Origin of the sequence: Maricaulis alexandrii, from assembly GCF_005871165.1 — a bacterium.
In the GTDB taxonomy this organism is placed as follows: domain Bacteria; phylum Pseudomonadota; class Alphaproteobacteria; order Caulobacterales; family Maricaulaceae; genus Maricaulis; species Maricaulis alexandrii.
Map to the genome: position 1 here is coordinate 187453 of NZ_SWKP01000005.1, position 23574 is coordinate 211026.

Annotated in this window: 26 protein-coding genes; 14 read left to right on the forward strand and 12 right to left on the reverse strand. The window is 62.1% G+C overall.

The window, feature by feature from the left end; translation table 11 throughout:
* Positions 1-70: 70 nt before the first annotated feature.
* On the reverse strand, positions 71-1387 hold the full coding sequence (gene mnmE, locus FCS99_RS04300; RefSeq protein WP_138510842.1) for a tRNA uridine-5-carboxymethylaminomethyl(34) synthesis GTPase MnmE: 1317 nt from the start codon (positions 1385-1387) through the stop codon (positions 71-73).
* Positions 1388-1400: 13 nt separating this feature from the next.
* Entirely contained in the window at positions 1401-1652 is a 252-nt protein-coding gene (locus FCS99_RS04305) for a DUF6489 family protein (protein ID WP_138510843.1), read from the reverse strand.
* A gap of 53 nt (positions 1653-1705) precedes the next feature.
* Here FCS99_RS04305 and FCS99_RS04310 point away from each other — a divergent pair, with 53 nt between their 5' ends.
* On the forward strand, positions 1706-2404 hold the full coding sequence (locus FCS99_RS04310) for a dienelactone hydrolase family protein (protein ID WP_138510844.1): 699 nt from the start codon (positions 1706-1708) through the stop codon (positions 2402-2404).
* Positions 2405-2410: 6 nt separating this feature from the next.
* On the opposite strand, the gene FCS99_RS04315 is transcribed toward FCS99_RS04310, so the two are convergent.
* Positions 2411-3037: a glutathione S-transferase family protein gene (locus FCS99_RS04315; protein ID WP_138510845.1), complete on the reverse strand. Its 627-nt coding sequence runs from the start codon at positions 3035-3037 to the stop codon at positions 2411-2413.
* 150 nt (positions 3038-3187) lie between these two features.
* Between FCS99_RS04315 and FCS99_RS04320 the strand changes: the two genes are divergently transcribed.
* Positions 3188-4078, forward strand: a complete 891-nt coding sequence (locus FCS99_RS04320) for a glycerophosphodiester phosphodiesterase family protein (protein ID WP_138510846.1) — start codon at positions 3188-3190, stop codon at positions 4076-4078.
* 3 nt (positions 4079-4081) lie between these two features.
* Positions 4082-5056 carry a quinone oxidoreductase family protein gene (locus FCS99_RS04325; protein WP_138510847.1) on the forward strand — a complete coding sequence of 325 codons (975 nt, stop codon included), beginning with the start codon at positions 4082-4084 and terminating at the stop codon, positions 5054-5056.
* Positions 5057-5133: 77 nt separating this feature from the next.
* Here the strand turns inward: FCS99_RS04325 and rho are convergent, their stop codons facing one another.
* The 4 genes from rho to hemE form a co-directional block, all read right to left on the reverse strand.
* Positions 5134-6438: a transcription termination factor Rho gene (rho, locus tag FCS99_RS04330; protein WP_138510848.1), complete on the reverse strand. Its 1305-nt coding sequence runs from the start codon at positions 6436-6438 to the stop codon at positions 5134-5136.
* Positions 6439-6671: 233 nt separating this feature from the next.
* Complete coding sequence (locus tag FCS99_RS04335; RefSeq protein WP_138510849.1) at positions 6672-7127, reverse strand: CopD family protein; 456 nt, start codon at positions 7125-7127, stop codon at positions 6672-6674.
* Entirely contained in the window at positions 7124-8179 is a 1056-nt protein-coding gene (gene hemH / locus FCS99_RS04340) for a ferrochelatase (RefSeq protein WP_138510850.1), read from the reverse strand. The genes FCS99_RS04335 and hemH overlap by 4 nt, the downstream gene beginning before the upstream one ends.
* Positions 8180-8194: 15 nt before the next feature.
* Entirely contained in the window at positions 8195-9229 is a 1035-nt protein-coding gene (gene hemE, locus FCS99_RS04345; protein WP_138510851.1) for a uroporphyrinogen decarboxylase, read from the reverse strand.
* A 458-nt stretch (positions 9230-9687) separates the two neighbouring features.
* Here hemE and FCS99_RS04350 point away from each other — a divergent pair, with 458 nt between their 5' ends.
* Genes FCS99_RS04350 through dnaQ form a run of 5 tightly spaced genes read left to right on the forward strand, consistent with a single transcriptional unit; the run spans position 9688 to position 13278 of the window.
* The gene (locus FCS99_RS04350; RefSeq protein ID WP_138510852.1) at positions 9688-10527 is read left to right on the forward strand and encodes a pyruvate, water dikinase regulatory protein; all 840 of its coding nucleotides are present in this window, start codon (positions 9688-9690) and stop codon (positions 10525-10527) included.
* On the forward strand, positions 10524-11114 hold the full coding sequence (locus FCS99_RS04355) for a Maf family protein (protein ID WP_138510853.1): 591 nt from the start codon (positions 10524-10526) through the stop codon (positions 11112-11114). The genes FCS99_RS04350 and FCS99_RS04355 overlap by 4 nt, the downstream gene beginning before the upstream one ends.
* Positions 11111-11959, forward strand: a complete 849-nt coding sequence (aroE, locus tag FCS99_RS04360) for a shikimate dehydrogenase (RefSeq protein ID WP_138510854.1) — start codon at positions 11111-11113, stop codon at positions 11957-11959. Before FCS99_RS04355 ends, aroE begins: the two co-directional genes overlap by 4 nt.
* Positions 11956-12543 carry a dephospho-CoA kinase gene (gene coaE / locus FCS99_RS04365; RefSeq protein WP_138510855.1) on the forward strand — a complete coding sequence of 196 codons (588 nt, stop codon included), beginning with the start codon at positions 11956-11958 and terminating at the stop codon, positions 12541-12543. Before aroE ends, coaE begins: the two co-directional genes overlap by 4 nt.
* A 36-nt stretch (positions 12544-12579) precedes the next feature.
* On the forward strand, positions 12580-13278 hold the full coding sequence (gene dnaQ, locus FCS99_RS04370) for a DNA polymerase III subunit epsilon (RefSeq protein ID WP_138510856.1): 699 nt from the start codon (positions 12580-12582) through the stop codon (positions 13276-13278).
* A 4-nt stretch (positions 13279-13282) separates the two neighbouring features.
* On the opposite strand, the gene secB is transcribed toward dnaQ, so the two are convergent.
* Positions 13283-13810, reverse strand: coding sequence for a protein-export chaperone SecB (gene secB, locus FCS99_RS04375; protein WP_138510857.1), 528 nt, complete (start codon positions 13808-13810; stop codon positions 13283-13285).
* 186 nt (positions 13811-13996) lie between these two features.
* Between secB and FCS99_RS04380 the strand changes: the two genes are divergently transcribed.
* From FCS99_RS04380 to FCS99_RS04390, 3 genes are read left to right on the forward strand one after another with little or no spacing between them, the layout of a single operon-like run.
* Positions 13997-14626: a Tim44/TimA family putative adaptor protein gene (locus FCS99_RS04380; protein WP_138510858.1), complete on the forward strand. Its 630-nt coding sequence runs from the start codon at positions 13997-13999 to the stop codon at positions 14624-14626.
* On the forward strand, positions 14610-15854 hold the full coding sequence (gene mltA / locus FCS99_RS04385; RefSeq protein ID WP_233352654.1) for a murein transglycosylase A: 1245 nt from the start codon (positions 14610-14612) through the stop codon (positions 15852-15854). Before FCS99_RS04380 ends, mltA begins: the two co-directional genes overlap by 17 nt.
* Positions 15855-15860: 6 nt before the next feature.
* Entirely contained in the window at positions 15861-16439 is a 579-nt protein-coding gene (locus FCS99_RS04390) for a Smr/MutS family protein (RefSeq protein ID WP_138510859.1), read from the forward strand.
* On the opposite strand, the gene hslU is transcribed toward FCS99_RS04390, so the two are convergent.
* Positions 16429-17736 carry an ATP-dependent protease ATPase subunit HslU gene (gene hslU, locus FCS99_RS04395; protein WP_138510860.1) on the reverse strand — a complete coding sequence of 436 codons (1308 nt, stop codon included), beginning with the start codon at positions 17734-17736 and terminating at the stop codon, positions 16429-16431. The genes FCS99_RS04390 and hslU overlap by 11 nt on opposite strands.
* Before the next feature lie 80 nt (positions 17737-17816).
* On the opposite strand from hslU, the gene FCS99_RS04400 reads away from it, so the two are divergent.
* The 3 genes from FCS99_RS04400 (at position 17817) to FCS99_RS04410 (ending at position 19375) form a co-directional block, all read left to right on the forward strand.
* Positions 17817-18236: a VOC family protein gene (locus FCS99_RS04400; protein ID WP_138510861.1), complete on the forward strand. Its 420-nt coding sequence runs from the start codon at positions 17817-17819 to the stop codon at positions 18234-18236.
* Positions 18237-18423: 187 nt separating this feature from the next.
* Entirely contained in the window at positions 18424-19014 is a 591-nt protein-coding gene (locus FCS99_RS04405) for a hypothetical protein (RefSeq protein WP_138510862.1), read from the forward strand.
* Positions 19001-19375: a winged helix-turn-helix domain-containing protein gene (locus FCS99_RS04410; RefSeq protein WP_138510863.1), complete on the forward strand. Its 375-nt coding sequence runs from the start codon at positions 19001-19003 to the stop codon at positions 19373-19375. Before FCS99_RS04405 ends, FCS99_RS04410 begins: the two co-directional genes overlap by 14 nt.
* A 190-nt stretch (positions 19376-19565) precedes the next feature.
* Here the strand turns inward: FCS99_RS04410 and hslV are convergent, their stop codons facing one another.
* The 3 genes from hslV to FCS99_RS04425 form a co-directional block, all read right to left on the reverse strand.
* Positions 19566-20126, reverse strand: a complete 561-nt coding sequence (hslV, locus tag FCS99_RS04415; RefSeq protein WP_138510864.1) for an ATP-dependent protease subunit HslV — start codon at positions 20124-20126, stop codon at positions 19566-19568.
* A 94-nt stretch (positions 20127-20220) separates the two neighbouring features.
* A complete protein-coding gene (locus tag FCS99_RS04420; RefSeq protein ID WP_233352685.1) occupies positions 20221-22290 on the reverse strand; it encodes a putative bifunctional diguanylate cyclase/phosphodiesterase in 2070 nt (689 codons plus the stop codon).
* A 203-nt stretch (positions 22291-22493) separates the two neighbouring features.
* Positions 22494-23501: an adenosine kinase gene (locus tag FCS99_RS04425; RefSeq protein WP_138510866.1), complete on the reverse strand. Its 1008-nt coding sequence runs from the start codon at positions 23499-23501 to the stop codon at positions 22494-22496.
* Positions 23502-23574: the final 73 nt, after the last annotated feature.

Below are 23574 nucleotides of genomic sequence, written 5' to 3' on the forward strand. Positions count from 1 at the left end.
TACATAATGCCCGTGAGGGTCTGAGTCGAGGGGAAAGCCCGGTGTTTCACGTGAAACAGTGAAGCCGATCCTACTTTCCGATGCAGAACTGGCTGAACACCCGATCCAGGATATCCTCCACATCGACGCGACCGGTGAGGCTCTCCAGGGCCCGCACGGCCAGACGGGCATCTTCCCCGGACAATTCCGGCGCAAGAGCGAGCTGGTCCCGGCAACGCTCCAAAGCGTGCAAAGCCGTCTCCACGGCCCGGCGATGACGCGCCCGCGACAGGGCCGGCAATTCCCGCGCGCTCAGACGGTCCCGGACAATGGCCTCGATCCGCGCTTCCAGCGCATCCACGCCCTGCCCCGACTTGGCGCTGAGACGATAGGCGCCATCGGCCGACTTCTCCGGCGCCAGATCCAGCTTGTTGAGAACGAGAAGATCATCATCCTTCAGGCGACCCCTCAGATCGAGCAGATCGGCATCGGACCGCGCATCCACCACCCCGATCCTCAGATCCGCATTGTCGGCCCGGTCCAGAGCCCGACGGACCCCTTCGGCCTCGATCGCATCCACCGCTTCGCGCAAGCCCGCCGTGTCTGAAATGATGACCGGAAAGCCGGCCATGGTGATCCGAACTTCGACAATGTCCCGCGTCGTGCCAGGAATATCGGTCACGATTGCCGCTTCCCGGCGCGCCAGCTTGTTGAGCAGGCTGGACTTGCCCGCATTCGGTGCCCCGATCAGGGCAATCGAGAAACCGGTCCGCACACGCTCTCCACGCCGTCCATCATCGAGATGGTCCTGCATGGACTGGATGAGATCGGACAGGGGCGCGTAGGCGCGATGCGAGAGGGCATCAGGCACATCCTCCTCATCCGGGAAATCAATCTCGCCCTCAATCGAGGCCATGGCGTTGATCAGGTCTTCGCGCCAGCCCTCATAGAGCGCTTTCAGGGAACCGGACATCTGGGCCAGAGCCTGGATACGCTGGCCCTCCGTCTCCGCCTCGATGAGATCGGCCAGGCCTTCCGCTTCGGTGAGGTCCAGCTTATCATTCTCAAAAGCGCGCCGCGTGAATTCACCCGGCTCGGCCGGAATGGCGCCGGACTCATCCAACGCCGCCAAAGCGGCCTCGATCACGGCCGGTCCACCATGAAGATGCAGCTCCGCGCAATCCTCACCCGTAAAACTCGCCGGACCCGGAAACCAGAGCACCAGGGCCCGATCAATCAGCTGTCCATCCGGCGAACGCAGGGTTCGCAGCGCCGCCTGGCGGGCTGCCGGCCGCGGCAAGCCGGCCAACGCATCCAGAATGCCGCCCGAACCAATCCCGGAAAGGCGGACCACTGCCACGCCGGACCGCCCGGGCGGCGTGGAAAGCGCATAGATCGTGGTGTCCACGCTGGGCGTCCTTCTATCGATCCTTGGACGAGCCGGAACTTCCGCCTGCAGCGGTCCGCATCAGATCCATGAACTGGTTGGTCATTTGCCCGCCGAAGGCCGACCATTGTTTCATCAGGACCTCAGGGTCCATCTGATCCATATTGGCTTCGGCCCGTTTGACCATTTCATCCATCATCATCTGGTTGAAGGCCTTCACATCCGGCAAGCCCAGAAACGCCCGGGCTTCTTCCGGGGTGCAGTCTATCTCGATATTGACCTTCATGCCCGCCTCGATTGATGGTGACCGTTCATCCCAGCACTCAACAGGAGCCCGACATGTCAGGTCAAGATATCCGGATCACCGGTCCCGCCGGAGACTTTTCTGCCTATCTCGCCACACCGGCCAGCGGCAAGGGTCCCGGCATTGTCGTGTTGCAGGAGATCTTTGGCGTGAACCAGGTCATGCGCGACCGCTGCGATGCCCTGGCCGAACAGGGTTTCGTGGCCCTCTGCCCGGACCTGTTCTGGCGCATCGAACCGGGTGTCGATATCACCGACAAGACGAAGGAAGAATGGGACAAGGCCTTTTCCCTGATGCAGGCTTTCAATCCGGAGACCGGCGTCGAGGACATCGCCGCCACGATCACGCATCTGCGCGGGATGGACGCCTGTACCGGAAAGGTCGGCGCCATGGGTTATTGCCTCGGCGGCCTGCTGGCCTACCTCACCGCCACGCGCACCGACAGTGATGCTTCGGTCGGCTATTACGGCGTGTCGATCTCGGACCGGCTCGACGAAGCGAAAAACATCACCAAGCCGCTCATGCTGCACATCGCCGGCAAGGACCAGTTCGTGCCGCCAGAAGCCCAATCCGCCATGCATGCCGGTCTCGATGATCATCCCCAGGTGACGCTGTATGACTATCCGGAAGATGATCACGCCTTCGCACGTCCGGAAGGCGAGCACTACAATGAAAAAAGCGCGGCCCTGGCGAACCAGCGCACGCGCGATTTTCTCAAGACCCATCTGGGATAGGCGCGATCAATCCACCGCACTGGCCGTGACCCAGGCGTCACGGCTGGTGATGCGCTTGAAATAGGCCTGCACATTCTCCGGTGCGCCGTCAAATTTCCCAATCAATTTCAGTATATAGAGCATATACCCAACAGAGATATCGGCCGCTGTGAACCGGTCACCGGCCAGATACTCACTCTCCGCCAGACCGAATTTCCCGATAAAATCCAGACCTTTGGCCGTTTCATCCCAGGCCCAGGCCGCAATTCCCGCATTCCGCGCCTTTTCCGGCAGGAGGAAGGTGTGGGCGAGCAGCATGTTCACATTGGTCGCCATGCCGGCCTCGCCGAAATGGAACCATTGCAGATAGCGTCCATAGGACGGGTCATCCACCGCCGGCAGAAGCTCCGTGGGCCCATAACGGTTGAGGATGAATTCCATGATGGCCAGCGATTCCACGATGATCTCGCCATTGGCCTCGAAGGCCGGAACCTTCCGCATCGGATTGATCTTGGCATAGGCCTCATCGCCGGCCGGCCGCTTGTCGAACGCGACCGGAACCACTTCATGGTCCAGCCCCATTTCCTCGAGCAACCAGCGTACCCGCACCGACCGGGTGCGCGGCGCGTGATAGAGTTTCAACGTGTCCGACATGAATTCGACCTCCCTCGATTATTCCCTTATGGCCGGATTGAGCCCCGGCTCGGCGCGAAATGAAACCCGTATTGATCGCATCGGCAAGATGCAGTCTTGTGACCGCGCAATCGACACACGCCCTCCCGTCCAGATCGAGGATTGTTTCACATGAAACATTCGCCTGCCCTCTTCCTGCTCGCCGGTCTCCTAACGGCCTGTTCCCCGGAGTCCCCAGCGCCGGCCGTTGAGCTCGCCGCGCCGGCCCTGGCCCTGGATTGCTTCCGGGAGAACGGCACCGCCATGCTGGCCGCCCACCGCGCCGGTCCGGCCTCCGGCTATGCCGAGAACGCACTGTCGAGCCTGGAGCGCCTGGCGGAACTCGGCGTGCTTTACGCGGAGATCGATGTCCGTCGCAGCGCTGACGGCACGCTCTTTCTGCTGCATGACGAGACGCTTGACCGGACCACGACCGGACGCGGTCCCGCGGAAACGCTGGACTGGTCCGAACTCTCGGTTCTGAACCTGCGGGATCCCGACGGTGTCATCCTGGAAGACCGGATTCCGACCCTGTCTGATGCCTTTGCGATCACCCGGCAGACCGGTCTTGTCCTCAATCTGGACCTGAAATCGATCGGTCCCGACACCATTGTGGATGCCATCCACACCGCCGACGCCCGCCATCACGTCGCCATCATCGCCTATTCCGTCGAGGATGCCGCGGCAGTTCATGCCCTCGATCCGGGCCTGGTCCTGTCCGCGCCCGATGATCCGGAGGCGCTGGCCCGCGCGGGCGTCAATCTGGACGCCACCTATCTCTGGCTGGGCACCGACCCATCCGAGGCTCACCGGGATGCCCGCTTTTCCGATGACGGGATTGAGACTTCCATCGGTCTGTTTCGCCATGAACCCGGCCCGACCTCGCTTTACACCGGGGCCCGTGATGCCGGTGTGGAACTCCTGTCCATTGATCATGTCGAGGATGCCGTGACCGCCCTGGGCGGGCCGACTGTCCTGCACGCCCAGATCGATGCCTGCGCTGTCACCCCCGTGGAGAACTGAGCCATGACCCAAGCCATTCGCATTTCCGAGTTCGGGAATCCTTCGGTTCTTCAGATGGTTGAGATCGACCTGCCGGATCCGGGCCCCGGGGAAATCCGCGTCCGCCATGCGGCCATCGGCGTGAATTTCATCGACACCTATCATCGCTCCGGCCTCTACCCGCTGCCCCTGCCGGCCGGGATCGGTCTGGAAGCCGCCGGTGTGGTCGACGCCGTGGGGTCGGATGTCACCCATCTCAAACCCGGCGACCGGATCGCCTATGGCGGCGGTCCCATCGGCGCCTATTCGCAAGCGGCCAATCTGCCGGCCAACCGGGTCGCTTTGATCCCGGACGGAGTCACGGACGAGCAAGCGGCCACGTTGATGCTCAAAGGCATGACGGTGCGCTTCCTGTTCAAGGATTGCTTCGCCGTCAAACCCGGTGACACCATTCTCTTCCACGCCGCCGCCGGCGGGGTCGGCCAGATCGCCTGCCAATGGGCGAAGGATATGGGCGTCACCCTGATCGGGACTGCCGGTTCGGACGAAAAATGCCGTATTGCCAAGGAGATGGGCGCGGCCCACGTGGTCAATTACCGCCGCGAGAACATCGCCGAAAGCGTCCGCTCCCTGACTGAAGGCAAGGGTGTCCCGGTGGTCTATGACGGCGTTGGCGCCGACACATTCGAGGCCTCGCTGGACTGTCTCCAGCCACGCGGTCTCATGGTCAGCTTTGGCAATGCCTCCGGTCCGGTCACCGGCGTCAATCTGGGCCTGCTGGCCGCCAAGGGCTCGCTCTATGTCACCCGGCCCACCCTGATGCACTATATCGCCAAGGATGAGGATCTGGCCGCCAATACGGCGGATGTCTTCGATGCCGTGAAGCGCGGCGCCGTGACCAGCTCTATCGGGCAGCGCTATGCGCTCGCGGATGCGCGGCAGGCCCATGAAGACCTGGAAGCCCGCAAGACGATCGGTGCGAGCATTCTTCTTCCGTAATCACAGGCCTTTGATCCGGCAAAGAAAAAACCCCCGGTGCCAGGCGCCGGGGGTTCTTTTTTGATCTGGCAGACCGATCACGTATTCATTGAATCGAAGAATTCATCATTGGTCTTGGTCTGGCGCAGCTTGTCGAGCAGGAACTCGATTGCATCCTGGGCGCCCATCGGGTTGAGGATGCGGCGCAGCACATACATTTTTTGCAGCTGGCTGCGGTCCACGAGGAGTTCTTCCTTCCGCGTACCGGACTTGAGGATGTCGATCGCCGGGAAGACGCGCTTGTCGGCCACTTTCCGGTCGAGCACGATCTCCGAGTTACCCGTGCCCTTGAATTCCTCGAAGATGACTTCGTCCATGCGCGAACCGGTATCGATCAGCGCGGTAGCAATGATCGACAGAGAGCCACCATTCTCGATATTCCGCGCCGCCCCGAAGAAGCGCTTGGGGCGTTGCAGCGCATTCGCGTCCACACCACCGGTCAGCACCTTGCCCGAAGACGGCACCACCGTGTTGTAGGCCCGGCCCAGACGGGTGATCGAGTCCAGAAGGATCACGACATCACGACCATGCTCGACCAGGCGCTTGGCCTTCTCGATCACCATTTCGGAGACCTGGACGTGACGCGTCGCCGGCTCGTCAAAGGTCGAGGCAATCACCTCACCCTTCACCGTACGCTGCATGTCCGTCACTTCTTCCGGTCGTTCATCGATCAGCAGAACCATGAGATAGCAATCGGGGTGATTGCTCTCGATGGAATGGGCGATGTTCTGCAGCAGAACCGTCTTACCAGTCCGCGGCGGCGCCACGATCAGGCCACGCTGGCCCTTGCCGAGCGGGGCCACGATATCGATCACGCGGCCGGAACGATCCTTCACCGTGGGGTCCTGGGACTCCATGATGAAGCGGCTCTCGGGATAAAGCGGCGTCAGATTGTCGAAATGGACCTTGTGGCGAGCGCTTTCCGGGTCCTGGAAATTGATCTGCGAGACTTTCAGCAGCGCGAAATAGCGTTCGCCGTCGCGCGGGCTGCGGATCTCGCCTTCCACCGTATCACCGGTGCGCAGACCGAATTTGCGGATCTGGGTCGGCGAAACATAAATGTCGTCCGGCCCGGCCAGATAGTTGGATTCCGGTGAGCGCAGGAAGCCGAAACCGTCCTGCAGCACTTCCATCACACCACCGCCATGGATTTCGACATCCCGTTCGGCGAGCGCCTTGAGAATGGCGAACATCATGCCCTGTTTGCGCAGGGCCGACGCGTTTTCGATCTCCAGGGCTTCCGCGAACTGCAGGAGTTCAGTCGGTTTCTTTTCCTTGAGGTCCTGCAGCGTCATCCGCTCGATACCGTCGAGCAGGGGGTGCGACGTGGTTTCTTCGGTCATGGTGTCTATCTATCGGCCAGAAAGGGCGGGATTCCCGGTGGAAAACCGTTGGGAATCATCGCGATCAAGCAAAACGGGCGCCGTTTGGTATCGGACGACCCGTGATCTGTGGAATGGGCTGGCGCGCCGTGGGAAATGTCCCGGGTCACGCAAAGAAGGGATCCTGGAAAGGAGTTGACCGAAGCCTTGCCACGCCCGATGCAGAAGGTCAAGCACTGCTGGCCTTCACGTCCCTATTTCAGGACCACCACCACGATCGGTACGATGATCAGAGCCAGCACGAAGGGCATTTCGTTGAGAATGCGATAGCGCTTGTCCGACCAGTCATTCGTCCCCGCCTGGAAGCGCTTGAAACGCAGGGCATAGACGTGATGCAGACCCGTCATCGCAATGACGGCGAGAAATTTCACCGTCCAGGCCCAATGCCCGAAAACTTCCCATCCGCCGGCGCGTTCCGCATTGGACCAGATCAGCAAGGCACCAAATATCCAGGCCGCGATCATGGACGGATTCATGATCCCCTTGAGCAGGCGGCGTTCCTGGATTTTCAGGGTTTCATCCAGTTCGCCGCCCGGCGTCGCCCCGCAATGATAGACATAGAGCCGCGGCAGATAGAGCAGGCCGGCCATCCAGGCGATGATCGCGAGAATGTGCAGGGCGCGGAGCCAATCATAGGCTTCGAGGATCATGTGGTTTCCAATTCCATCTTCCGGCAGGGACACTCACCCCATTCAGCCGGACAGATACGCTGACCGCAATCGGGTTGGACAGAGGCGTCCCGGCCCAGGGCCGTTTTGACCATGCTCGCCAGGGATTCGATATAGACCGGGTCCTGACCCAGCGCCGGCACGCGGACATAGGTCGAAAGGCCTTCCTCATGGGCGATCTCGGCATATTCCTCGTCGAGCTCGACCAGGGTCTCGATATGCTCGGAGACAAAGGCGATCGGGACCAAGATAATCCCGTCCTTGCCGTCAGCCACGGTCTTGCGGATCGCGTCATCCGTGGCCGGGCCGATCCATTCCAGCGGACCGACACGGGACTGGTAGCAGATTTCCCAGTCCGGAAACTCTGGCAATTGCGGCATCAGGGCGCGCACGGTCTCCTCGACCTGCCACTGATAGGGGTCGCCGTCCTCGATGACCTTCTTCGGCAGGCCATGAGCGGAGAAGAGCAGACGCACATTCTCCGGCCGTCCGGCCTTTTCCCAGGTCTTGCGGATCAGGGCTGCATGGGCATCCAGGAACGCCGGTTCGGTGGGATAGCAGCACACGGTCCGGGTTTCCGGACCACCACTTTCGCGCCAGCGCTTGAAGGACGAAGCCGTCGTCGTCGTGGAATACTGCGGATAAAGCGGCAGCAGCACGCATTCATCCGGGTCCCAGGCCGTCACATCGGCCGCCACATCCTCGGTCAGGGGATGCCAGTAGCGCATCGCCGGAAACACACCGATCTCCCAATCGGGCATTTCCGCTTCCAGGACCGTCTTCAACGCCTCGGCCTGCTTGCGGGTTTCGGGAAGAAGCGGAGAACCGCCTCCCATCTTGGCGTAATTGGCCTTGGCTTCCTTGGCGCGGGTTGTGGAGATCAGCAGGGCCAGGGCTTCCCGGATCAGACCTGGCGCCCGGATGATCGCCGGGTCGCGGAACAGATTGCGCAGGAAGGGCCGGACATCCTTCTGGCCATCCGGACCGCCCAGATTGAACAGGATGACAGCCAGTTTTCGGCGAGGCTTATCCACGTCTCACTCCGTCTTTCAGCCCCGTTCCCGGATCCGGCGCAGCAATTGGTGCACATGATCAACCGGGACGTCGGGCGTAATTCCATGACCCAGGTTGAAGATATGGGGCCGGCCCGCCCAACTATCCAGAATACGATCTGTTTCCCGGTCCAGCGCATCCCCGCCGGCCCGCAGCGCCGCCGGATCAAGATGCCCCTGCACCGGCATGCCGTCCGGCAGGATGGACTGGGCATACGCCGGATCCATCCCGGTATCCAGGGCCACGGCATTCACACCGGTTTCCCGGGCATAGCGCGCATACATGGAGCCGGCACCGCGCGGAAAGCCGATGATCGGCACCGTCACGCCCGCCGCCCGAACGCGGTCGACGATCCGTTTGGTCGGATTGATCACGACCCGCTCGAACAGGGGTTCCGGCAGGCCTTCCGCCCAGCTGTCGAAAATCTTGAGAACCTCGGCACCGCTCTCAGCCTGCATGACGAGATATTCCGCGGTCGCGTCGGCAATCCGTTCCAGCATGCCGTCAAAGGCTTCAGGGTGCTGCCAGGCTGCCACACGGGCCGAGAACCGGTCCTTCGACCCGCCGCCCTCGACCATGTAGGTCGCGACGGTCCAGGGCGCTCCGGCAAAGCCGATCAGCGTGGTTTCGTCGGGCAGTTCAGGCTTCACACGGGTCAGGGTTTCACCAACCGGTCCGAGCACGCTGCGAACCGTATCGGTGGTCAGGTCTTCGAACTGGCGCACATCGAACGGTTCCAGCCTCGGTCCCTCACCGGCCACGAACCAGACCTTGCGGCCCAGGGCGATCGGGATGAGCAGGATGTCGGCGAACAGGATGGCCGCATCAAAACCGAACCGCCGGATGGGCTGGAGCGTGACTTCAGCGGCCAGATCCGGTGAGAAGCAGAATTTGATGAAGTCACCGGCTCGGGCCCTGACTTCCCGGTATTCGGCCAGATATCGGCCGGCTTGGCGCATGAGCCAGACCGGGGGCGGTGAAACCGTCTCGCCGGCGAGAACCTTCAAAAGGGGTTTGTTCGAATGTGTCATCCCGTCTGATTAGGCATCAGTGGTCGAAGGATCAATGCGGTGTTTTCACCACCCACATTTAATCCCTCAATCTTATAGATTTTAATTGTTGTGTTTGTTGGGGGCGTGGAAGGTGTTGGCAGACACGGTCATACCGTAATCGACATATTCGCTTTGCCGGAAAAGGCATCCACAGCCTGTTTCCAACAGGGTTTGGAAAACCAGATTTATCTACGAAAATTCAAAATCTTGATCGTGTTGTCGGGTGTGAATTATCAGTGTGAAAAGCGAAAATGGCGGTGAATTGGGTTTATGCGTCCACAGGCTTGCCAACAGGCCCGCACCATGTGGAAAGTCTTGTTGGTTGCCGCGGGTAAGACCCGGTAATACTCACAGGGGTCTGGGAGGGCGCCGGATTTGTCCGGAGTTTTCCCAACTTGTTAACAGAGCGTAAACGCGAAACAGGGGACGCAAGCCGGATGAGTGTGCCGACCAAGAGCATCGAAACCTGTTTCCATATCCACATGGTGTCCGACTCCACGGGGGAAACCCTGATGGAAGTCATGCGCGCCTCGGTGGCCCAGTTCGAAGGGACGAGCCCGCTTGAGCATTTGTATGCCTTGGTGCGCTCATCCCGGCAGATGGAGCGCGTTTTCGACGAGATCGCGGCCTATCCGGGCATCGTCATGTATACCGTGGTCAATCCGGATCTGCGCCGCGAGCTGGAAACCAAGTGTGTCGAGCTGGGCATTCCGGCGATTGCCGTGCTCGATCCCATGCTGGCCACCCTGTCTGCCTATCTCGGTCGCCCCGTGGCCAGCCGCGCCGGCGCCCAGCGTTCCCTGGATGCGGAGTATTACAAGCGGATCGACGCGCTCAATTTCGCCATGGCCCATGATGATGGCCAGGGCGATGATTATGAAGCGGCGGACATCGTGCTTCTGGGTGTCAGCCGGACCTCCAAGACGCCGACCAGCATTTATCTCGCCCATCGCGGTTTCCGGGCGGCGAACATTCCGCTGGTGAAAGGCGTGCCGATCCCGGAAGCGATCTATTCCCTGCGAAACCCGCTTGTGGTCGGCCTGACCGCGTCGCCGGAGCGGATCGTCCAGATCCGGCGGAACCGGCTTTTGTCCCTGAATGAAGACCGGGATACCGATTACATTGATGATTTCGCGGTGAAGGACGAAATCCTTCATGCCAAGCGTCTCTACGCCAAATACAAATGGCCGACGATCGATGTGACCCGCCGCTCGATCGAGGAAACGGCCGCCAAAATCATCAATCTTCTCACCGAAAAGCGGAACCAGTCCAAATGACGCGTTTTGTCCTCGCCTCCGGCAGCCAGATCCGGCGCCAGGTCCTGGAAAATGCCGAAATCCCGTTCGAGATCATCAAGCCGGATGTGGACGAGGCTGTGATCAAGGCGGAGCGGGCCGATCTGACGCCGGCTGAAATGGCGCTGGTGCTGGGCGAGGCCAAGTCCGAAGCCGTGTCGCGCCAGCATCCGGACGCGCTGGTTCTCGGCGCGGACCAGACCATGGAACTGGATGGCCAATTGCTGGACAAATTGCCGGATGCCGGCCTGGCGCGCGACCGGCTGAAAGCGATGCGCGGCAAACCGCATCATCTCCATTCCGGTCTCGCCCTGTTCCGGAATGGCCGGAAAGTCTGGACCTGGCAGCAAACGTCCGCGCTTCATGTCCGTGATTTTTCGGATGAATTCCTGGAGTCCTATCTGGAAAAGGCCGGCTGGGCCCTGACCGCCAGTGTCGGCGCCTATGCCTATGAAGGCCTGGGCGCCCAATTATTCGAGCGGGTCGAGGGTGATTATTACGCCATTATCGGTCTGCCGCTTCTTCCCCTTCTGGCCGTGCTGCGGGAGGAAGGGGTGCTGCCCTCATGAGCCGGATCAGCGGATCGGCCCGGCTGGCGGGTGTGGTCGGGGACCCGATCGCCCATTCCCTGTCGCCCGCCCTGATGCGCTTCTGGATCGAGGCGCTGGATCTGAATGCCCTCTATGCCCCTTTTGCGGTTCCGGCCGCCGGGTTTGATAGCTTCGTCGAGGGTATCGCCGAATCCCATATCGCCGGGTTGAATGTGACCCTTCCGCACAAGGAAGCGGCCCTGGCCCTGTCGGACACGGCGAGCAAGGCGGCCCGCGAAATCGGAGCGGCCAATCTCCTGACATTCGCGGATGGCAAAATCCATGCGGACAACACGGATGCGGCCGGTTTCCTGGCAGCCCTGAAACCTGCCAAAATAAAGTACCGGCAGTCCACCGCCCTGGTGCTGGGGGCTGGCGGCGCATCCCGGGCGCTGGTCTATGCGCTCCTGACATCCGGGATCTCGCGCCTGATCCTGTCCAACCGGTCGAAATCACGGGCCGAGCGCCTGGTTGATGAAATCGCGCCCATGGCGGCCGTCGTGGACTGGGACCAGAAGGACAATGTCCTCGCCGAAGCCGATCTGGTCATCAATGCCACTTCGCTGGGACTCAAGGGAGTGGATCCGCTTCAATTGGACTGGAAACGGGCCAAGCCCGGATCGGTCGCCTTTGACAGTGTCTACACACCGCTGGAAACCGAGTTTCTGAAGGGGGCCCGCCAGAGAGGACTGACCGGTGTGGACGGGCTCGACATGCTGATCGGTCAGGCGCGGCCGAGCTTCCGGGCCTTTTTTGGTCGCGAAGCCCCGATCCTGCCACCGGTCCGGCCGGCCCTGGTCGCGCAATTGGGGGACGAGGCGTGAAGATTGTCGGCCTTACCGGCTCCATCGGGATGGGCAAGTCCGCGACCGCCAAGCTCTTTCGCGAACAGGGCGTACCGGTCTTCGACTCCGACGCCATCGTGCATGAACTCTATGATGTGGGCGGTGCGGCCGTGAAACCGGTCGGAGCGGCGTTTCCAGGCGTGGTTCATGAAGGCGCGGTGGACCGGGAGATATTGTCGGCCCGCTTGCGGGAGGACCCGTCCGGGTTTGAAACCCTGGAAGCCATTGTCCATCCGCTGGTTGGCCGGGCCCGGCAGCATTTCCTGACCCAGGCGGAAAAGGCCGGCGCCCCCTTTGTCATCCTGGATGTGCCGCTCCTGTTCGAAACGGGCGGGCATGAGCATGTTGATGCCGTGGTTGTTGTCCATGCGCCGCAGGATGAGCGCCGGGCGCGTGTCCTGCAGCGTCCGGGCATGACGGATGAGAAGCTGGACGCCATAATCGCGCGTCAGACACCTGATTCGGTCAAACTGGACCAGGCAGACTATATCGTTGAAACTTCGGGCGGTTTTGACGATGCTCGCCGACAGGTGAGCGCAATTGTCAAGAAGTTGGCAGGATAGGGTGCTCCCGGTCCGCCGGCGATAAACGGGGTGGATATGCGGGAAATCGTTTTCGATACCGAGACCACGGGCCTGGACCCGAAGACCGGCGACCGGATCACCGAACTGGGCTGTGTCGAAGTGATCGACTGCATCCCGACGGGGCGCACCTTCCACACCTGGGTCAATCCGCAGCGCGACGTGCCGGACGAAGTGGTGAAGATCACCGGCCTGACCACGGAATTCCTCAAGGACAAGCCGCTTTTCGAAGAGATCGCCCAGGACTTTGTCGAGTTTGTCGGGGATGCGGTCATGGTGGCGCACAATGCGCCCTTCGACCGTGGCTTCATCAATATGGAGCTCGCCCGGCTGGGAATCGACATCTATCCCGATGACCGGTTCAAGGACACGGCGCGGATCGCCCGCGCCAAATTTCCCGGCTCCTATGTCTCGCTGGATGCGCTCTGCAAGCGTTTCGACATTTCCCTGGAAACCCGGAATGTTCACGGTGCCCTGATCGACGCCAAATTGCTGGCGGAAGTCTATCTGGAACTGACCGGCGGCCGCACCCAGGTGCTCGACCTGTCCGGCAAGGGCGCGGAATCATCCGGCGAGGGCAAGGTCAGTTTTCCGGCCCGCCCGGCCCGTCCGCGGGCGCTGGCGTCCCGCCTGAAAGACGAAGAGCGCGCCGCCCATTCCGCCTTTGTCGACGAAATGGGCGAAAACGCGCTCTGGAAAGTCCTGACGTTGAACTGACGGCCTAGTTGGCAGCCGCCGGGTCGCCATTGCCGTTCGGCTCGGAACCCGGAGCGGCGGCGGCACGCTGGGCCAGCTGCTGGCGGTAGAGCTGCGAGAAATCCACCGGCTCAAGCATGAGCGGCGGGAAATTGCCGTCGCGGGTGGCGTCAGCGAGAACGCGGCGCGCATACGGGAAGATCAGGCGCGGGCATTCGATCAGCAGAAGCGGCTCGCGTTCCTGGTCCGACACATTCGCCATCTGGAACAGGCCGGCATAGGTCAGCTCGGCGATGAAGACGACGTCCTTGCTTTCCTGGTCGCGCGAGGCGCGGGCCGAGATGGACAGGGCCACTTCGAACGTATCCTCACCCAGCGACCGGGCTTTCACGTCGATCGACAGGTCAATGCCCGGAGCCGGCTGGCCCGGACGCAGCGTGTCGGGCGCGCCCGGATTCTCGAAGGACAAATCCTTCACATACTGGGCCAGGACGCGCAGTTGCGGCTGGGTCGGAGCTTGATTGTCGGCGGGCGTGGACGGTGCGTCGGTCATGTGGATCCCCGGATGGGTCATGTGAAACGGCAACAACCCGCAAGCGGGCTGAACAAAACTAGCCCGGGCGGTTAGCACGCAGACCCCGTTGCGGCAAGGCAGGAGCACCGCACCCGGGTGGCTGACGTGACCGGCAATCCGCCCTATATTCAGGGGCAATCAAGCAACCCCTGACAGGCGGACCCGATGTTCGAGCTCTTTTCAACTGTGCTTTTTGGTGCTGTGGCGGTGTTTTTTGCCATTCGGCTCTACTCCGTCCTGGGCCGACGCGAAGGGCATATGGAAGCACCGGCATCGCGGGATCTGGACGGGGCCAACCCGTCCAAACCGGACGCGTCGGGACATTTGCGCCCGGCTTTCGAAGGACCGGCCGCCGCGGGCCTGGAAGCCATTGCCCAGGCCGACCAGAGCTTTGATCCGGAACTCTTCCTCGATGGCGCCCGCAAGGCCTATGAGATGATTGTCATGGCCTTTGCCAAGGGGGATCGCGAGGCCCTCAAGGGCCTGCTCGCCCCGAAAGTCTATGATCGCTACGAGGCGGCCATCGCCCAGCGTGAGGTCAAGGGCGAGACCGTCCGCACGGACATTGAACGCATCCGCAAGGCCGAGATCATCGAAGCAGGCCATGCGGATCACACCGCCACGATCAAGGTGCATTTCGATGCCGAGATCGCCACGGAAACCCTCGATGCTGACGGCAAGGCCATCGCCGGTGATTTTTCCCGCCTGGCCACGGTTCACGAGGACTGGGTGTTCGAGCGCCGCACCGATACTGCCAATCCGAACTGGGTCCTGGTCCGTGTTGCGACGGCCTGAATTCGTCCTGGCGGCCGGCGCCGCGCTCCTTCTGGCTGCTTGCCAACCCCGTCCGGAACCCGAGCCGGAACAGCCGGACGAACCGGTCTTCACCCCGCAAGCGATGGACTTTCTGCCCGTGGACTGGGCGGCGATGTCGTCCTGGTCGCAAAGCGATCTGGCACCGGCCCTGTCGGCCTTCCGTCGCAGCTGTGCCCGGATCACGCGCCGGGATGATGCCGACCCGCTGAGCGCGCGGGCCGCCTGGGCAGGCACGGTCGGCGAATGGCGTCCGGCCTGCGGCGCGGCTGACAGTGTGCCGGACGCACCGGAGTCGATCCGGGCCTTCTTTGAAACCCATTTCACACCGGCCCGGGCCCGCGCCGTCGATCCGGATACGGGTGAAACCGCGCTGACCGGCCGGCTGACCGGCTATTACGAACCCTTTGTGGAAGTGCGCGAGCAGGCGGGCGGTGAATTCACCCAGCCCCTGCGGCGCCGGCCGGATGATCTGGTCACCGTGGATCTGGGCCTGTTTGATCCGGATCTGTCCGGGCGCCGGATTGTGGGCGAGGTCGAGGACGGGCGCCTTGTGCTCTACAAGGATCGCGCCGAGATCGAAGCCGAGAATGCCGGCGAAGTCTTCGCCTGGGGCCGGCCGATCGATGTCTTCTTCCTGCAGATCCAGGGGTCGGGCCGGCTGGTCTTTCCCGATGGTCACCAGGAACGCGCCGCCTTTGCCGCCCATAATGGTCTGCCCTACCGCTCGATCGGACGGGAACTGATCCAACGCGGCGAGCTGGAAGCCCATGCGGCCTCCAAGTCTGGGATCGAAGCCTGGCTGAATGAGAACGGTCCCGAGGCCACGGCGGAACTTTTCGCGGTCAATCCGCGCTACGTCTTTTTCCAGACCCAGATGCTGGACGATCCGGACCTGGGTCCGAACGGGTCATCCGGTGTTGCCCTGACGCCGATGGCCTCCATTGCGGTGGATCCGGCGCACCATGCCCATGGCGTTCCGGTCTGGCTGGAAGCCTCGGCCCTGCCGGAGCTGGGTGACTGGTCGGGCCTGGTCGTGACCCAGGATGCCGGCGGTGCGATCACCGGTCCGCTTCGGGCCGACTTCTTCTGGGGTTGGGGCGAAACGGCTGAACGCCGGGCCGGCAGCACGCGCAGCGATGCAGGCTGGATCCTCCTTCTGCCGCACACGGTTGTGGCGCGCCTGTTCGCGGCGCAGGACCCGGTCTGACCCGGCATGGCCCGCAAGCGGACCATACGACCGGAGGAGAAAGCCCTCTGGAAGAAAGTGGCCCGTTCGGTGACACCTCTGTCCGCAGACCGGATGGAGCAGCTGGACAAGGACGAGCCTGTCCAGCCAGCGCCAGAACCCACGCCCGATGAAACGCCCATCCGCACGCGCCTGCCCCGGCCGCACAAGCCGCAGGAAGCAGCCATCCATCATCCGCCCGTCCCGCATGACCGCAGCACCGAAAAGCGGGTCCGGCGCGGGCGTGTGGACATTGATGCGCGGATCGATCTGCACGGCCTGACACAGGCCCAGGCCCTGTCCTCCCTGCGTCATTTCATCGCCATGGCCTATGCCGGTGGTTATCGCACCGTGCTGGTCATCACTGGCAAGGGGCTGAAGGCCCGGGAGCGGGAAAGCGAGCCCTGGGACTACCCGGACGAGCCCGGTGTCCTCAGGCGCAAACTGCCGGAATGGCTGGGCCTTCCGGAATTTCGTCAGCAAGTGTCAGGATGCGCGCCGGCGCATGTCCGCCATGGCGGTAGTGGCGCGTATTACGTGACCTTGCGGGTGCGGCCTAAAGAATGAATTTGGACAAGTCGGCATTCTTGGCCAGCTCGCCGACATGTGCGGCAACATAGGCCTCGTCGATCGTCACGCTTTCCCCGGACCGGTCCGACGCGGTGTATGAGATTTCCTCCACCAGCTTCTCCATAACGGTCTGCAGGCGGCGGGCGCCGATATTCTCCACCGTTGAATTGACGTCGGCGGCCAGCTTGGCCAGCGCCTTGATCGCATCCTCGGTGAAGTCCAGCGTCATGCCTTCCGTGCCCATCAGGGCCGTGTACTGGGTCACCAGATTGGCTTCCGGTTCCGACAGAATGCGGATGAAATCGGCTTCGGTCAGCGCGTTCAGTTCGACACGGATCGGCAGGCGGCCCTGCAACTCCGGGAGCATGTCCGAGGGCTTGGCGACGTGGAAGGCGCCCGAGGCGATGAAGAGGATATGGTCCGTCTTGATCGCGCCATGCTTGGTTGCCACGGTCGTGCCCTCGATCAGGGGCAGGAGATCGCGCTGCACCCCTTCGCGGGAGACGTCCCCGCCGCGGGCATCGGAGCGGGCGGCGATCTTGTCGATCTCGTCCAGGAAGACGATGCCGTCATTCTCCGCCAGCTTGATCGCATCAGCCGTGATCTGCGCATCATCGAGCAGATTGTCGGCTTCCTCCTCGATCAGCGGCTCATAGGCGTCCTTGACCTTCATCCGGACCGACTTGGTCTTCTTGGGGAAGCCCTTGCCGAAAATATCGCCCAGATTGATCACGCCGGCGCCGCCGGACGGCATGCCGGGAATGTCCAGCATCTGCATCGGCGAGGAGGTTTCCGACAGCTGGATCTCGACATCCTTGTCGTCCAGTTCACCGGCCCGCAGGCGTTTGCGGAAACTGTCCTTCGTGCTCTCGCTCGCGCCCGGTCCGACCAGGGCTTCCAGGACGCGGTTTTCCGCAGCCGTATGGGCCTTGGCCTTCACTTCTTCGCGCTTTTTCTCGCGGACAATGGTGATGGCGACTTCCACCAAATCCCGGGCGATCTGGTCCACATCACGACCGACATAACCGACCTCGGTGAACTTGGTCGCTTCCACCTTGATGAAGGGCGCACCGGCCAGCTTGGCCAGACGGCGGGAGATCTCGGTCTTGCCGACACCGGTCGGTCCGATCATCAGGATATTCTTTGGTGTGACCTCTTCGGCCAGCGTCTCTTCCAGCTGACGCCGCCGCCAGCGATTGCGCAGGGCAATGGCGACCGCCTTCTTGGCATCGGCCTGACCGACGATGTGACGGTCGAGTTCGGAAACGATTTCGCGGGGAGTAAAGTCGGTCATGAGGAAATTATATCGCCTGAGGTTTGTCTTGATGTAATCAGGAGGGCGTCCCGAAACCAGCCCCGAAAGGCATTAAAAGCATGGCCCGTCCGCGTTTCCACCTCGCCTTTCCGGTTGATGATCTGACCGCCGCCCGCGCTTTCTACGGTGATCTCATGGGGTGCGCGGAGGGCCGGTCCAGTGAGAACTGGGTCGATTTCGACCTGTTCGACCACCAAATCGTGGCGCATCTCGCTCCTGAGGAATGTGCCTCGGTGAAGGCCGGTGCGGTTGATGGCAAACAGGTCCCGGTCCGGCATTTCGGCCTTCTGCTGGACTGGGCCGACTGGGAAGCCCTCGCCGCCCGTTTCGAGGCCGCCGGCACGGACTTCATCATCGAACCCTATGTCCGTTTCAAGGGTGAGGCCGGCGAGCAGGGCACTTTCTTCGTCCGCGACCCGGCCGGCAATGCGCTGGAGTTCAAGAGCTTCCGGGATGAGGCGCAGATCTTTGCACGCTGACGGACGAACCCCTTTTTGACCGGACTTCCGGCCTATCAGGCGGGTCGTCCGGTACAAGGCTGTCGATTTTCTGTCTCTAACTCATTGCTTTATCTTGAATAAATCAACATTTATCGCCTGCGACATAAAGTCTGCCTTGCAATTTGGTTTGTAATACAAACATAATCCTCCATCCAAGGAGGTGACCATGACGACTCCCCTGACCCGCGCCCTTTACCGGCGCTCTTTTGACGATGGCTGGCTGGATGTCCTGGTGGGTGTCGGTTTGACCCTGATCGGATGTTTCTGGCTCATTGACCAGGTCGTGCTGGGCGCGCTCGTTCCGGCCGTTCTGTTCCCTTTCTGGAAGATCGGGCGGCAAAAACTGGTCGAGCCGCGCCTGGCTGCGCCGAACTTCGGGGTGTCGCAAACGGCGCAGACCCGGCGCGCCCTGACCGGCTGGGTCCTGTTCGGGGCCGGAGTCGCCCTGACCGAACTGGCTTTTGTCGTCTTCGTGAAAACGACAGGGAGTACAGCGGGTGGGTCCACGGATTTCGCCGTTGCGATACCGGCCATACTGGTCGGCACCGGATTGTTCAGCGGCCTGATCATTGGAGCGAGACGCTTTCTCGTCTACGGCCTGCTCGCCATCGGAACCGCACTGGGTGGGAGCTGGGCGGGTGTGGAACAGCCCGGCTGGCTTCTGGTCCTGGCTGGCCTTCCCGTGTTGATCGCTGGTCTCGTTCTGCTGGTTCGATTTTTCAGAGACTTTCCCGAGGTGACGGATGAAGCGGTCTGAGACGTCGATCCTGCCGGAGATCCGGGACGTCCTGTCATCGGACAAGCTCGTCCACGAGCCTGCCCGACTGGCCGTCCTGGCGCTCCTGTCATCCGTTGAAAGCGCTGATTTCACCTGGCTGATGCATCAGACGGGCCTGACCCAAGGCAATCTTTCCACTCATCTGACCAAACTCGACCAGGCGGGCCTGGTCAGTATCGAGAAAGGCTTCCAGGGCAAGCGTCCGAAAACCACACTGCGCATTTCCGAGGAGGGCGCGGCGCGCCTGACCACACAGGCCGAAACCCTGCGCCGGTTTCTGGCCCTCATCGCTCACCGGCCCGCCCGGCCGCGCGACAAAAACAAGGACTTCCGACCATGATCCGCCCCCGTTCGATCATCTTCAATGCCGTACTGGCTGCGGTGTCTGCCCTTGTGACCTTGTTGTACTGGCCCCTGGTCCATCAACCGGATACCGCGATGCGCACTGCGATTATCTTCGGGCTCTGGGTCGCAGTGGCGCTCTTCAGCGGTGGCGTCTTGGCATTCAGACTATTCCGACGGGTCCGCCGCTAGTCTGCGCCCAGCATTTCCACCGTCAGGTTTTCGTTCGTGTAGACGCAGATCCGCGCTGCAATCTCCATGGATTTGCGGGCGATGACTTCCGGGTCTTCCTCGTATTCGAAAATGGCGCGGGCGGCGGAGAGGGCGTAATTGCCGCCGGATCCGACTGCGACGACGCCGTCCTCCGGTTCCAGGACATCGCCGGCACCGGTCAGGAGAAAAGTTTCCGTCCTGTCGCCGACGATGAGCATGGCTTCCAGGCGGCGCAGATAACGGTCGGTCCGCCAGTCCTTGGCGAGCTCGACACAGGCCCTTGCGAGCTGACCGGGATATTGTTCCAGCTTGCCTTCCAGGCGTTCGAAAAGAGCGAACGCATCGGCCGTGGCCCCGGCGAAGCCGGCAATCACCTGACCACTGGAAAGGCGGCGGACCTTGCGGGCATTGCCCTTCATCACGGTCGGGCCGATCGAGACCTGTCCGTCACCGGCGACCACGAGGCGGCCGCCCTTGCGCACGGCGATGATCGTGGTGCCGCGCCATTGAGTGGCATCGGCGTAGTCGGGGGTCATGGATTGCGTCATCTCGGCCTCTGATCACAGGGATACCTGTCCAGCATGTGGCCGAGTGCGCGGTAGGGATCAAGTCCCGACGCTGAAAGCGGACCTATTCGTTGACCGCACGGTCCTTGCCCGGAGCCTCACGGCTGTCGGTCGCAAACTCGACGAAGTCGGCTGACGGCATGGGGCGTCCGAACAGGAAGCCCTGGGCCAGCGTCGCCCCCTGCAGGCGCAGCATCTGCATCTGCTCGGTGGTCTCCACGCCTTCGGCAACGGTTTCCAGCTTCAGCGACTTGGCCATGGCCAGAATGGTCTCGACCACGATGCGGGCATGCGGGTCGGTCGTCATGTCGCGCACGAAGGACTGGTCGATCTTGAACACGTCGAACGGCATGCGCGTCAGATAGGACAGGGAGGAGTGACCGGTCCCGAAATCATCAATGGCGAAGTTCACACCGCGATCACGCAGCGGCTGGACCTGTTCGATCACCCGTTCCGGGTTCTCCATGGCGATGGATTCGGTCAATTCCAGTTCCAGCAGGTGCGGCGGCAGATGGGCGGCTTCCAGCGCTTCCAGCACGGAGTCGGCGAAGCCGTCGCGCTCGAACTGCATGGCGGAAACATTCACGGCCACCGGAATTTCCAGGCCCTGCTTGCGCCATTCGGCGGCTTGCAGGCAGGCCCGGCGCAGGACCCAGTCGCCGATCTCCCCGATCAGGCCGCATTCTTCGGCGGCTTCGATAAAGGCGCCCGGCGAGAGCAGTCCGGCAGTCGGGTGCTGCCAGCGCACGAGCGCTTCGGCCCCGGCGCAGGTTCCGTCCTTCATCAGCACCTTGGGCTGGTAGAAGACGACCAGCTGGTCCTGGTTGACCGCATCACGCAGCTCGTTTTCCAGCACCAGACGCTCGAAAGCGGACTGGTTCATGGTCGGTTCGAAGAATTGGGCTGCAGACCCGCCGGCACGCTTGGCGTGGGCCATGGCGAGGTCGGCGTGGCGCATCAGGGTTTCCGGATCGGCCCCGTCCTGCGGGAAGACGGCAACACCGACGGACACGCCCAGGAAAACCTGGTGGCCGGAAATTTCGAAAGGCAGGCGGATGGCATCGACCAGTTTGTTGGCGACGCGGGCTGCATCGGCACTGTCCTGGATGGACGGCAGAAGCACGGTGAACTCATCGCCGCCCAGACGGGCCACCATGGAGGGTTCTTCCAGACCCATGGCCATGTCGCAGCCGCGGGTCACTTCGGACAGGCGCCGGCCGACCATTTCCAGCAGGCGGTCGCCCTCGCCGATACCCAGACTGTCATTCACGCGCTTGAAGCGGTCGAGGTCGAGGAAAAGCACGGCACCGGAGGACCCGTCTTCCAGGGCCTTGCGGGCCACGCGCTCGGTTTCCTTGCGGAAGCGTTCGCGGTTTGGCAATTCGGTGACCATGTCGACATAGGCAAGGCGGTGGATCCGCTTCAGATTGCCGTCGAGGCGCGCAAACATGCGGTTGAAGGCATTCGCCAGCACTTCCAGCTCATCACCGGTCTTCACATCAATGCGCATGTCCAGCGTCTTGGATGAGGCGAGACGGGCAGCATCCGTGAGAGTCTGGACCGGTTTCAGGGCCCGGCCCACGATCAGGGCGGCGAGCGGCAGGAAAATGCCCAGGGCGAAAAGCGCGATCAGGGTCTGGCGGCGCAGGGCGGCATTGCGCGAAGCGACCAGTTCGACCAGTTCCCGCTTGGCGTAGACGATGCCGACCAGGCGGCGCTCCTCGGTATAGACCGGCGCAGCCATTTCCAGCACGCCATCCGTCAGGGAATAGCGCAGGTCCCCGGCGCCCAAGGCCATCACGGCCAGATCGGCGGCGCGCAGCTGGCCCTCGGAACGGCCGTCGGAATAGGCCTCGCCCAGCACTTCCCGACGATTGTTGAGGACATACATTTCATTGGCGCCGACGCTGGAAATCAGCTCGTCGACATACAGGTCGATATAGTTGGAATTGTTGACGGAAACGGCTCCGGCCAAGCGGGTCGCCGTGGCTTGCAATGAAGCCAGTGAGCGATCAACCAGCAGGTTGCGCGTTTCACGCTGGGCCGAAACATTCTCCAGCGTCATCAGCATGAGTGTGGTCGCGAAGATCAAGGCACCGGTGAGAAGCGTGAACTTCATCACCAAGGAACGCATCACTCGCGACACCGCTTTGCGGATGGGTGCCATGTCTACCCCTGAGCACGCGTCCCCCCAAGGAGCGCGCTTTACCACCAAAAACATGGGTGAGAGGTTCTTCTCACCCGATCTCAGGGTGCACAGTGACAGCAAGCACTTGAATTGTGGTTAAAATGCCGGAGTTGTTTCATTAAGTTTTTAGCCAAATGCCGGATTGCCCTTTAATCAAAGGCAATTCCGGACTGTTCGGCGAGCAATTTCAGGCTCTTTTCCGGACGGGCACCATAGTGGGAGATGATTTCAGCGGCCGAAATCGCCCCCATTTTACCCGCATCTTCCAGGCTCCGGCCTTGGGCAATCCCGAGCAGGAAGCCGGCGGCAAAAAGATCGCCAGCCCCAGTAGTATCAACAAGTTGCGTGACAGGAGCAGCGGGAACCGTGGTGGTCTCATCACCGGCCGTGATGACCGCGCCCTTCTCCGACCGGGTCACGGCCGCGATGGCGACATCCTTGCGAACAGCGGCCAGTGCCGTGTCGAAGTCATCGGTGTCATAGAGAGCCAGGAGTTCGGCCTCATTCGACAGGAGAATGTCGATATGGTTAGCGACCAGGTGGCGGAAGGCGGCCTTGTGACGCTCCACGCAGAACACATCCGACAGGGTCAGGGCGGTTTTGCGCTTGGCGGCAGCAGCCATTTCAGCCGCGGCGACATAGGCGCGCTTCGCTTCTTCCCGGTCGAAGAGATAGCCTTCCAGATAGACGATCTCGGCGGCTTTCAGGTCTTCGGCTCCGGCTTCCACATCCTCTTCCGTCACCAGGGCAGCGGCGCCCAGGAAGGTCGACATGGAACGGCTGGCGTCCGGCGTGACATTGATCAGGCAACGGGCCGTCGCCGGTCCGTCCTTCAGGGAAGGCGTATCGAAATGCACGCCGATGGCGCGGATATCGTGGGTGAAAATGTCGCCCAGCTGGTCGTCGGCCACCTTGCCGATATAGGCCGCCTTGCCACCCAGGGAGGCAATTCCCGCCACCGTGTTGGCCGCAGACCCGCCCGAGGCTTCCGTGCCCGGTTGCATCGCCTTGTAGAGCGTGCGGGCGCGATCCTCGTCGATCAGCGTCATGGCGTCCTTGGCAATGCCCTCGGCGGCCAGAAAATCGTCCGTGGTAGGCGAGAGGACATCGACAATGGCATTGCCGACGGCGAGCACATCAAAGCGGGCTTGGGACATGAAACATCCGTTCTGTTGCCAATGGGGAAAGTCTTGTCCCGATGGGTAAACGCAGCGCCGGGGAATAACAAGG